General features: G+C 52.3%; 7 protein-coding genes and 1 pseudogene. 2 read left to right on the forward strand and 6 right to left on the reverse strand.

Annotated features, from left to right (window positions below):
- Positions 1-20: 20 nt before the first annotated feature.
- The 6 genes from D7D48_RS08160 to D7D48_RS08185 form a co-directional block, all read right to left on the reverse strand.
- Entirely contained in the window at positions 21-1,646 is a 1,626-nt protein-coding gene (locus tag D7D48_RS08160; RefSeq protein WP_125230793.1) for a GMC family oxidoreductase, read from the reverse strand.
- On the reverse strand, positions 1,643-2,830 hold the full coding sequence (locus tag D7D48_RS08165; protein WP_125230794.1) for a mandelate racemase/muconate lactonizing enzyme family protein: 1,188 nt from the start codon (positions 2,828-2,830) through the stop codon (positions 1,643-1,645). Before D7D48_RS08165 ends, D7D48_RS08160 begins: the two co-directional genes overlap by 4 nt.
- A complete protein-coding gene (locus D7D48_RS08170) occupies positions 2,827-4,266 on the reverse strand; it encodes an aldehyde dehydrogenase family protein (protein WP_125230795.1) in 1,440 nt (479 codons plus the stop codon). The genes D7D48_RS08165 and D7D48_RS08170 overlap by 4 nt, the downstream gene beginning before the upstream one ends.
- On the reverse strand, positions 4,259-5,566 hold the full coding sequence (locus tag D7D48_RS08175; RefSeq protein ID WP_125230796.1) for a spinster family MFS transporter: 1,308 nt from the start codon (positions 5,564-5,566) through the stop codon (positions 4,259-4,261). Before D7D48_RS08175 ends, D7D48_RS08170 begins: the two co-directional genes overlap by 8 nt.
- 11 nt (positions 5,567-5,577) lie before the next feature.
- Complete coding sequence (locus D7D48_RS08180; RefSeq protein WP_125230950.1) at positions 5,578-7,578, reverse strand: tetratricopeptide repeat-containing sulfotransferase family protein; 2,001 nt, start codon at positions 7,576-7,578, stop codon at positions 5,578-5,580.
- 129 nt (positions 7,579-7,707) lie between these two features.
- A complete protein-coding gene (locus D7D48_RS08185) occupies positions 7,708-10,365 on the reverse strand; it encodes a TonB-dependent receptor (RefSeq protein ID WP_185739808.1) in 2,658 nt (885 codons plus the stop codon).
- 240 nt (positions 10,366-10,605) lie between these two features.
- Between D7D48_RS08185 and purU the strand changes: the two genes are divergently transcribed.
- Positions 10,606-11,463: a formyltetrahydrofolate deformylase gene (gene purU / locus D7D48_RS08190; RefSeq protein WP_125230798.1), complete on the forward strand. Its 858-nt coding sequence runs from the start codon at positions 10,606-10,608 to the stop codon at positions 11,461-11,463.
- Between the two features lie 39 nt (positions 11,464-11,502).
- Positions 11,503-11,685: pseudogene (locus tag D7D48_RS08195) on the forward strand (alcohol dehydrogenase catalytic domain-containing protein); the annotation flags it as partial.

The following is an 11,685-nucleotide window of genomic DNA, read 5'->3' on the forward strand; positions in this document are numbered from 1 at the left end:
AAAAGGACTGGTAAATAAAATTAACGCATCAATTTTGCATCTTCCAAAATCATCGCAGCACCCTTTTCGGCGACCATGACGGTGGGCGCGTTGGTATTCCCAGATGTGATCGTCGGGAACACTGACGCATCGACAACCCGCAATCCCGCAATGCCATGCACGCGCAAGCGCGCATCAACGACCGAAGTGGCCGGATCCGTCCCCATCATGCACGTGCTGGTGGGATGATACACCGTGTCTGCACGGGCTCGGAAATCCGCCAATAAGGCTTCATCGCCATCCACATCGCTGCCGGGAATAAGCTCCTCAGTGATGATATCGGCAAGTGGCTTTGTAGATGCGAGCTGACGGAGTATCCGGTTGCCAGCCAGGACGTCGTCAATGTCCGTCTGTGTCGCGAGATAATTGGGGTGGATCGAAGGATCTCCAGAAGGGTTCGAACCGTTAAGCTCTATATGTCCCCGACTGGTCGGACGACAGGGGTTATGCGAAAGCAAAAATGCCGAAAATGGATCAGGGTTCAGCAACTTGCGTTCCGACAAGGGCGTTTTGGTATAGCTGACTGGGCTAAAATATAATTGCAAATTGGGGTGCTCTTTGGTCGCATCGCTGCGCACGAAACCACCACTTTGATTAACGCTCAACGACAATGGCCCTGCGCGGTCGGCGACATAACGCAAGCCCGCACGCAACTTGCCCAAAAACGGGTGAAGCACATCGTTCAGTGTCGCCGTCCGGACCTTATAGAAATAGGATACGGCAATATGGTCCTGCAAATTGCGGCCCACCGCTTTTGCATCCAGTAAAGGCGTAATGCCCACATTTTTCAGATGATCCGCAGGTCCTATGCCCGACAGCATTAACAATTGGGGCGAATTGATCGCGCCGCCCGAAAGGATGACCTCGCGCCGTGCCTTCGCCTCTTTACGCGCGCCCTTGCGCGTGTAAGCAACCCCTACGGCGCGCTGCCCTTCAAATAATATCCGCGATACATGCGCTAAGGTCTGAAGCTTCAATGTCTTACGCTTGCGCGCAGGATGCAAAAACGCATTCGCGGTGGAGGCACGCCAACCGCCACGCGTGTTGATTTGATAATAGCCTACGCCCTCTGGCCGGCCACCATTAAAGTCATTGCTGGCGGGAAAGCCCAATGTCTGTGCAGACTCGATAAAGCTACGACAGATGGGGTGTGCAAAGGGCGATATATCGGTGACATGCTGTGGTCCACCTTTGCCGTGATGCGCGCTGTGCCAGTCGAAATCCTCTGACTTTTTGAAATAGGGTAAGACATCATCCCAGCCCCAGCCCTGATTGCCCAGTGCTTTCCAGTCATCAAAGTCACGCGGCTGTCCGCGCACATAGACCATCGCATTGATTGAACCCGAACCACCAATCACCTTGCCGCGCGGCCAATAGCTTCGCCTGCCGCCAAGCGCTTCAACCGGCTCGGTATCGTACATCCAGTTGATCCGCTTATCGAAAAAGGTGCGGCCATAACCGATGGGCATCTGTATCCAGATGGACCGATCACTGCCCCCTGCTTCAAGCAATAAAACGCTATACTTGCCGTCTTCGGTCAACCGGTTGGCAAGCACACAACCCGCCGTGCCTGCGCCGACGATGATATAGTCGAATTCTTCGGTCACTGAACGGGGTGCTGCGTCATTTCAAGGTGGAGCATATTACCCTTATATGGGTTGGCGCGTGCCACATCTTCGTTCAATTCGACCCCTAAGCCTGGGGCAGTCGATGGAATGACATGCCCCTCTTCAAACTGGATCGGCGATTTCAAAATTTCGGTATGGAACCCGCCCCAGGTTTCAATGCTCTCAAGAATAAGGAAGTTGGGTGAGCAGGTCGCAATTTGGATATTGGCCGCGCCCACAATGGGGCCGCAATATAAATGCGGCGCGATTTGGACATGGTCAACCTCCGCCATGGCGGCGATCTTCTTGGCTTCCAATATACCGCCGACCCGACCAAGGTTCATCTGCAAAATCGCTGCTGCGCCAGCACGTAACAGCCGCGCAAAATCATATTTGGTGGTCAATCGTTCACCTGTTGCAACAGGGATCGACGTTGCCCTTGCAACCTTGGCCATTTCTTCGGGCGCATCGGGTGGCACGGGTTCTTCCAACCACAAAGGATCATAAGGCTCTAGACGCTTGGCAAGACGAATGGCCCCTGCCGCGGTCATTTGACCATGCGTGCCGAATAACAAATCTGCCTTCATGCCCACCGCTTCGCGCAAAGATTTTGCAAAGCGTTCGCACAGATCCAGCGCTTCCAACGACAGTTGCCGCCCATCAAACGCCGAATACGGCCCTGCTGGATCAAATTTCAAGGCGGTGAAGCCTTGCGCTAAATATTCCGCCGAACGCTCCGCCGCCAGATCAGGATCGTGATACACATCTGTTTTGTCGCCGGGTCGCGGATAGATATAGGTATAAGCGCGCAGCCGTTCATGAACCTGTCCGCCCAGCAACTTGTAAACTGGCTTATTAGCCTCTTTGCCGATGATGTCCCAACACGCCATTTCAAGCGCCGACAAAACCCCCATCAATGTCAAATCGGGATGCTGGGTAAAGCCGCTGGAATAAACCCTGCGCCACATATTTTCGATGTCGTGCGGGTCATTACCGGCGACATAACGCGCAAACACATCCTCTATCATCTTGGCGACGAGATGTGGTTCAAACGGCACGCAATAGGCCTCACCAATGCCGGATACACCACTGTCGGTCGTTATCTTGACGAAGACAAAATAGCGTCCGCCAAAATGCGGCGGCGGATTGCCGACAACGAAGGTTTCAATGTCAGTCAGCTTCATGCGGTGCGAAACCCGCTGATCGATTTGATTTCCAGAAAATCGCGGACGCCAAATTCGCCATATTCACGGCCATTGCCTGATTGTTTATATCCGCCAAAGGGCGCCATATAATCCTGGCTTGTGCCATTAATGCTCACACCACCCGCACGCATCAACCGCGCTACACGGCGCGCACGATCCATGTCGTTCGTTTGCACATAGGCATAAAGGCCATAGGGCGAGTCATTCGCGATAGCGATGGCGTCTGCTTCATCTATAAAGGGTATCAGGACAAGCACGGGGCCGAACACTTCTTCTTGCGCGATACGCATCTTGTTATGGACGCCGGCGAAGACCGTAGGCTTCACATAATAACCGCGGTCAAAGCCTTCGGCACGGCCAGTGCCACCGGCAACAAGCTGCGCACCTTCATCAATGCCTACCTGAATCAGGCCCTGAATTTTGTCATAATGTGCCTTGCTGACCACTGGGCCATAATGCGGCCCTTTTTTCATTGGGTCGCCCAGCTGTGCCGCTTTCGCAACGCGGGCCGCAATAGCAACCGCCTCGTCATAGACCGATTGTTCGACAAGCATACGCGTCGGTGCGTTGCAGGATTGGCCGGTATTGCCATAGCAATGCAATACGCCGCGCGTGACCGCTGCCTCTAAATCGCTGTCGGCAAAGACGATATTGGCGGATTTCCCACCCAGTTCTTGGGCAACACGCTTCACGGTATCCGCAGCATTTTTGGCAATTTGAATGCCCGCCCGCGTCGATCCGGTGAAGGAAATCATGTCGACTTCGGGGTGGCTGGTCAACGTATCGCCGACCGACGCGCCCGTCCCGTGGATCATGTTAAACACGCCTTTTGGGAATCCAGCCTCTTCAACCATTTCGGCAAAAAGCTGCGCGGACAAGGGCGCCATTTCGCTAGGCTTCAACACCATAGTGCAGCCTGTGATGAGCGCAGGCCCCACCTTGCACACGATCTGATTGATTGGCCAGTTCCACGGCGTGATCAGCACGCAAACACCGATAGGCTCATGCGTGACGATGCCATCTGTGCCAACATCATAATCCCACGCCATTTCGCGCACGGCTTTAACCGTCGCCTTCAAATGGCCGGGGCCACTTTCCGCCTGTGCATCATAAGACAGGTCATAAGGCGCGCCCATCTCAGTTGATATGGCCGTTACCATTTCGTCATAGCGTCGCTCAAAAATGGTGATAAGCTTTTCCACTAACGCAATCCGGTGTTCCAGCGTTGTCGCCGCATAGCCATCAAATGCCGCCCGTGCCGCCTGAACCGCCCGATCAGCATCATCATGCCCGCACACCGCAACAACGGCGCAGACTTCTTCTGTAGCTGGGTTTATCGCATCCACCGTTGCTGTGGATGTCGCAGGCAAGACCCACGCGCCATTGATAAAGGATTTTAGGGGTGACTTAGACATATCCAATGGCTCTCTTTTGATCTTCAATAATATATTTTTCGGCGCGCCAATAATGCCAAGCCGCCCAAAGGCCCGTAGGCGCGAGAATAAGCTGCGCAAGACGCAGAGAATCTGCATTGCCGCCACCCGTAGCGTCAAAAAAGTCGCTTAGGCCGCCAACAATTGCAGGTGCAATAATCAAATTAAGCACATTGGCAACAAGCAAGGATATTGCCACAGCCATGGACCGCATTCTCGGTGCCGCCAAGTTTTGGCACAGTGCAAATGCCGGGCCGATGTAGAAATATATGGCCGGAATAAACAACCACCACATAAACTGAGCAAAGCCCAGATCCCGTGTATAATAAGCAAGGAATGACGGGATAGTAGCCAATGCCGTTACCACGGCCAAAAGACGGGCGATTTTACGTGGGTCGGTATATCTAGGGCGCGCCACCACCCATGCTGTCAACAAAGACGCACCAATACCGCCAATAAGGTAAATCCAGCCCAACATGCCGCCAGCTTCGCCTTCATCCATGCCATAGGTCCGTTGCAGGAACAAAGGCGTGAACCACATTAATCCCCAGCCCCAAAATGCCGACAGGCCACTTCCGGTCATCGCATGCACAGCCGATTTTTGTGACCAAAGAAATTTGAGCGTTTCCATGATTTTTGGCGCTTTTTCTTCTTGCACTGCGTCAAGGCGTCCGCGCTTTGGTTCCTTTATTGTTACCATGATGATCAGCGCCAAAATGATACCGGGTACGCCCAGCACCAAAAATGCAGCGCGCCAGCCATGTACTGTCGATACCAATCCCGCAATGTCGGAACCGAGCCACGCCCCGATAGGCGCGCCAAGTGCGAAAACGGTCATGGCCATGGAGCGTCGGTCGGCAGGGAAATAGTCAGCAATAATGGAATTACACGCTGGTGTGCCGCCCGCCTCACCGATACCAACACCAACACGCGCCAACAGCAAGTCGAAATAGCCGCGCGTATACCCTGTAATTGCGGTCATGAATGACCAAACGGCAACCGACGCCGCCAGCAAGTTGCGGCGGTTCGTGCGGTCACACAACCAAGATAAAGGAATGCCCATGACCACATAGAAAAGCGCGAGTGGCAGGCCAAGCCATGCGGTCTCTGTATCGCTCAACTGCAATTCTTCGCTAATCGGGCCAAGCAATGTGGACAACACATAACGATCCGCGATGCTGATCGTGTACACCAGCATCATGATGATCAGGACATACCAACGCTGCCCCAGCGAGGAGACTTCGTCGACACGAATTGGAGCAGTCGGCACATTGTCAGCCATAAAATTATCCCTCAGGTTGCGGCCAGCTCTGGCCCTAATTTATTGCGCAGTGGATCAAGGAAATTACTGAAATTTTCCCATTGGTCGACCCCGCTTTTGAAAATGGGTTGTCGCACCTGCTCCGAACTCGCGGTGCGAACAGCGCGCTCAGTCTGGTGAAAATTGAGACAGGCCTCTTCAAAAGGAAGCCCGCAATAATCAAGCAAGCGTCGGACTTGGGTTTCTAAATCCGCGACAACATCCTCATAGCGGACGCGCAAGATCTTGCCGGGCAGCACAACGTCCCAATGATCCATGAGCTGCACATAATCCGCGTAATATTGGCCAATTTCCTCTAGTCCGTAAGTAAATTCCTGACCTTCGGCGAAGAGCTGCTTAAACCCGCTGAAGCAGCATCCCATGGCCCCGCGCCGCGCATCAATGATTTTCGCGTTCGGCAAAATCATATTGATCAGGCCAATGTGACGGAAGTTATTGGGCATTTTATCGATGAAGAAAGGCGTGCCGCCTTTGCGGAAAATTTGCGTATCGCGGATAAATTCCTCGCCAAAGCGGGCGACATCTTCGCGGGTCAAATCGGCTAGATTACCCGGATATTCCGGCTCCTCACCAACAATACGCTGCCGGTCGAGGCGGAACGCCAAAGCAAAGATATTCGGGAGCTCCATCGTCCCTTCAACTTGACTGTGCGAAGCAAGAATTTGTTCCAGCAAAGTGGACCCTGCGCGCGGCAGTCCGACGATGAAAATCGGATCTGGGGCGGCACAGCCTGCCCCTGAAAATTTCTCAAGCAAGTCAGGCGTTACCAATTCGCGTTGGAGCTGCATTTCCTTCGACAGCCTGCTCGGATTATACTTCAACTCTTCCCGTTTCAAGCGGTTACCGAGCTCATAATATTCAAACGCGGAACTATATTCGCCGCGATCTTCTAGCGCTTTACCGAGCGCAAAACACAAATGATACCGGTCTTCCAGCGCCGTCATCGGCGATGCTTGGCGCGCCTGCATCTGGGCGATTTCGCTATCGTCAAAACGATATGTCTTCAGATTGGCCAAGCTCCAATAGGCATCGCCAAAGTCTGGCCGCACCTTATACGCCTGTCGATAGGCGGAAATTGCATCCCCCTGCCGGCCAACGGTTTTTAGTGCATGGCCATAAGTCAGGTTTATGCTTGGATTGTCTGGCATGGAATTTAGCAATGCTTCGTAACTTAGCATTGCCTCATCGAAATTACCGACCGCGAGATTTTCATTCGCGTAGAGCATTTCAAACTCGGGATTATCGGGTTCTTTTTCGCGCAGTTCTGACGCTTCACTGAGTGCCATTTCGAATTTTTGGCGCTTATGCAGTACTTTCACATAATCGAAATGTGCATTGACGTTTTCCGGCTCCAATACCTTGCAGGATTCAAGTAGAAACTCAGCCTCATCATAGGCATTGAATTTCATCCCAGTCTCAGCCAGCAACCGCATAGCCTCGACATGGTGGCCGTTGCGTTGCAGGAATGCACGGCACAATTGCTCGGCTTTGTAGATGCGCCCTTCCTGAATAAAGCTTGCGACACTCAGCAGCTCCGGCGGAAGGGCTGAAAGATGCGTATATTGGGCATGCGCAAAGTTAGCAGGCCCTTCGCGCCCAGCCGCATCATGTAATTCGGAAAGAATGCGCCAACTTGCGACAAGCGCACCATTATGGGCCACTGCCCGCTGATAAGCTGCGATTGCCTCTTCGACACGGCCGATATCGCGAAAGCAATGCCCGCGCTCTTGCCATGCACGGCCGTAGCCAGGATTAATAGCGATCAATTTATCGAGGGTCGTAAGCGCAGCCGACACTTTTCGCTGCATCCGCTGCGACACTGCCAAAGTGTAAAGAGCATCAATATTATCAGACGCAACTTCGAGTATGCGTACACACAAAGCTTCTGCGTCAGCTAATCGGGCATTTTGCAAATGCGACCGCGCTTCACGCAAATTGGCATCAATGGTTTCCGGCGAGGCCTCGGCCAACATTGTCACCTACTCTCCCATATTGTGACGAACGATTGCACGAACCCTGCAGCAATTCGCACGCTTAACGCAATGCCGAAATGCAGATGTGGCAAAGCGCCCCTAGTTTCCTAGGGGCGCTCACCTTGTTGTTTAGATCTTGTACGAGAAACGCAGTCCGATTGTGCGTGGACGCGAGGTCGTTGTGCGAAGCTCACCGTCATTCCCGCTCTTATAAAGCTCGGGACGTTTATCAGTCAGGTTGTCACCGAACACTTCCAGACGCCACTCATCCTTCGATACGCCGAATGATGCACCGGCCGTGGCATATGAGCCAAGGTTCTGCGCCGCCTTGATTGGCGCAATAACATCGCCGGAACGCACAGTTACACCGTTATAGACTGCAGTAGCGCCGCCGTAACGAATATCGACATTGTCGATAACGTCAGAGATGCTCTTGCCGACATAATGAATGCCGATTTGCGCAAAAGGAGCGAGGCCCGAGGACAGTTCCTTTTCCCAATGTAGGCGCGCATTAAACTGGAATTTGGGGCTCAAAGCAAGCGGACCACCCAATGGACGGAGCACCGTTGTGTTCTTCCGGTACTTCGTCATTTCAGAGTCGTTATACGAGAACGCGCTGTTAAACGTCAGTTCCGGAGTGGTTCGCCACGTTACGTCACCTTCCAGACCCCTGATACGCGCATCAAGCAGGTTGGTGGTAAATGTCTGGTTCGAAATATTCTGATCGAACACCGTAATCTGGATGTTGCTCCAGTCGATCTGATACGCTGCGAAGTTCACCTGCAAACGACGATCGAGCAGTGAGAATTTACCACCCACTTCATAGTTTTGCACCTTGTCTGGTACATATGTGCCCAAACGAACAAAGTCGGCGTTGGTGGGGCAAGTCGCACTACCAACACTGCAAGGCTTCCGGTTAAAACCACCTGGACGGAAACCATCGGAATAGGTTGCGTAAACCAGCGAACCGTCACCGATGCGATAGGTCAAGTTGGCCTTGTACAGCACACCATTATATTTGGCAGGCGAGGAATCGGCATAAAGCTGATTCATGTTAACGCTAATACCATATAGCGTGGGAGGAGTTGCGGCAGCGGAATATGTTCCAGTCGCAGCATTGTAAACACCCCGCGCACCGCCAAAACTAGTCGCAGACGACCCGTTAATAGAAGCCTTTTCATTGTAGTAACGAAGGCCACCGGTCAAGATCAACTTTTCAGGTATGATGTCGAACGACGCTTCACCATAAGCGGCAAATTGCCTATCCTTACGCTGCACATCGTTAAAAAAGCCGACTTTTACAGGGCGCACACTGGTATCATTGGCGTTAACCGCGGGATTTGGCGATCTGCGATAGATATATCCTGCGGCCTCTTGCAGATAGGACCAGTCGGTATTGTCGAACAATTTGTTATCATCATAGAACAAACCAAAAGTACCGCGAACGCGCTTATCGACTGGCGTAGTTAAACGCAACTCTTGCGTCATACGCTCCGTCCGGTTGCGAACCTGATAGCTTTTGTTAGGTGCGTAACATGTATTGCCAGCGGTCTGGGCTCGACTGCTGTAGTAAACACCCGCATCACATTCATAATAAGGCAGATATAGACCGATGTTCGAATATCCTGCGTAATCGGCGACTTGCGTTGCACGATGCTTCATGAACGAGCCCGTGTAAATCACATCAAGTGCGCCCAAACGACCATTTACGGCCCAAGTTGATAGGTTAACGCGGTCCTTTAGCGAGTTATCACCAAATTTTGTAACCTTGAGGTCGCCAACTTCGGGCTCAAAATCGAAGACACCATCGGTATCAAGCTCCTGACGCACATGCATCAGATCAACCGACCAATCTTCACTAACATTCCATGTCAGCGCAATACGGCCGCCACGATAGCTTGCATCGTTATAATTATCCTCAACAAAGGCATCATTGTTAATGGTCTGACGGGTCGGCGCGCGATAGAGGCTTCCCGTGCAATTCGAGATACCAACGCAAGATGAGATTGCGCGAGTCACCAAAAGCGGGTTACCGGTCGGCAATTTTCCAGCAACGCCTACATTGCCGTTGAACGGCATTTGATATGTTCCAGCAACATTGTCGATATATCCACCCTGATTGTCGGAATAAAACACAGCACGAATGGCCAGCTTATCCTGCACAATAGGAATATTGATAAACGCGTCACCAGCGACACTCTCCTCACCGCCCTTGGTGAAGGCATAGCTGGAGTTAAAACCAGCGCTGAACGCGCTCGTATCAGGCTTATTGGTTATGTAACGAACGGCACCGCCCATCGCGCTGGCGCCGAAGAGCGTACCTTGTGGACCCGCCAAAACTTCGACGCGCTGAAGATCAACTGCGTAAAGATCGAGGTTACGACCAACAAGCGATGCAGGTGCATCGTTAATGTAAAGCGCAACCGTTGGCTGCGCACCAGCAGTACCCGCGATTTGCAAGCCCGGCGAGTCGGTCGAAAGGCCGCGGATGAATATGGAAGATGCGCCAGGACCACGCGAAGCAGCGCGCACATTAGGAAGATATTCAATCAGCTTATCGAATTTGGTAACATTAAGATCGCTCAGCGCCTCACCACCCAAAGCGGTAATTGCCAGCGGAACGCGATTGGCCGACTCTTCACGACGCGTTGCTGTAACAACGATATCGGCAATACCACGGTCCTGTTCTTCTGCAGTTTGCTGCGCAAATGCAGGATTGATACCGATACCGACACTGGCAGAGGCGATGACAATCGCCGCCGTTGAAATTTTCAAATAACTTTTCAATTTTCTTCCCCTCAACCATCCCCCGACAATGCGAGGGTTTTTAATCTCCACTGTGCAGACTGAAACTGGAGACCCACTCAAGCAATTGACCAAATTTTCGTGATTGGTAAAATAAATTCTTTAATCAATTACATCATCTACATATCCCGATTAGAAGACCTAATATATATCCGAACGAGATGGTGGGTGCGGAGTTAGGCGGCTACGCGGTGCCCAATTTCTATGGGAGCAGGATACAAAATGAAAACGGGCGCCGACTTTGTTTTATTAATCATGTGCGAGGACCGAAAAGGTATCGTCGCCGCTGTCGCCAATTCAATCGCCAGCCAAGATTGCAACATCGTCGAAAGTTCGCAGTATAGTGACGAAAATACCGGTCGGTTTTTCATGCGCATCGCTGTTTCATTTGCAACCGATACAACGATTGAAAGTTTTAGCGCGGCATTTTTGCCTGTTGCGACCGCGTTCCGGTTGGAATGGCGCATCCACGACCTGCGCAAAAAGCTCCGTGCCATGATCATGGTCAGCCAAGGCGGTCATTGCTTGAACGACCTGCTCTACCGCACCTCCACCAACCGGCTACCCATGGACGTTACCAGCGTGGTATCCAACCATTTGAATTGGCAACGGCGTGCAGAACATGAAGGTGTGCCTTTTTACCATTTGCCGATCACGCCCGAAAACAAATTGGAGCAAGAGGCTAAATTGTTAGCGATGGTGGAAGAGCAGCAAGTCGACCTCATCATCCTCGCGCGTTATATGCAAGTCCTGTCGGATCAGCTTTGCCGTAAACTTGATGGCCGGGTGATTAACATTCACCACAGCTTCTTGCCTGGCTTCAAGGGCGCGAAACCTTATCACCGTGCGCATGAACGGGGCGTCAAAATGGTCGGTGCCACAGCGCATTATGTAACTGCTGACCTCGACGAAGGCCCCATCATCACGCAGGACGTGTCCATCGTTGATCATGCCGACACCGTCGACGATTTAATTGCGCAGGGCCAAGACACCGAAAGTCGGGTACTTGCACGCGCCGTCAAGCTCCATTTGGAACATCGCGTGATGTTGAACGGCAACCGTACTATTGTGTTCAAGTAAATTTCGCGCAAACCAGATACTAATTTAAGGATTTTTACCATGAAGACCCGCGCAGCTGTAGCATTTGAAGCCAAGAAGCCGTTGGAGATTGTAGAGTTGGACTTGGAAGGTCCCAAGGCGGGCGAAGTGTTGGTGGAGATTATGGCGACGGGGATTTGCCATACCGATGCGTATACGCTGGATGGTTTTGACAGCGAGGGTATTTTTCCATCAGTGCTTGGC

It is taken from the genome of Sphingorhabdus wooponensis (assembly GCF_003933235.1).
GTDB lineage: Bacteria > Pseudomonadota > Alphaproteobacteria > Sphingomonadales > Sphingomonadaceae > Sphingorhabdus_B > Sphingorhabdus_B wooponensis.

Excerpts from the sequence above, each read along its gene's own strand:
- D7D48_RS08165 (WP_125230794.1), bottom strand. The coding sequence starts at position 2,830 with ATGAAGCTGACTGACATTGAAACCTTCGTTGTCGGCAATCCGCCGCCG.
- D7D48_RS08170 (WP_125230795.1), bottom strand. The coding sequence starts at position 4,266 with ATGTCTAAGTCACCCCTAAAATCCTTTATCAATGGCGCGTGGGTCTTG.
- D7D48_RS08175 (WP_125230796.1), bottom strand. The coding sequence starts at position 5,566 with ATGGCTGACAATGTGCCGACTGCTCCAATTCGTGTCGACGAAGTCTCC.
- D7D48_RS08180 (WP_125230950.1), bottom strand. The coding sequence starts at position 7,578 with ATGTTGGCCGAGGCCTCGCCGGAAACCATTGATGCCAATTTGCGTGAA.
- purU (WP_125230798.1), top strand. The coding sequence starts at position 10,606 with ATGAAAACGGGCGCCGACTTTGTTTTATTAATCATGTGCGAGGACCGA.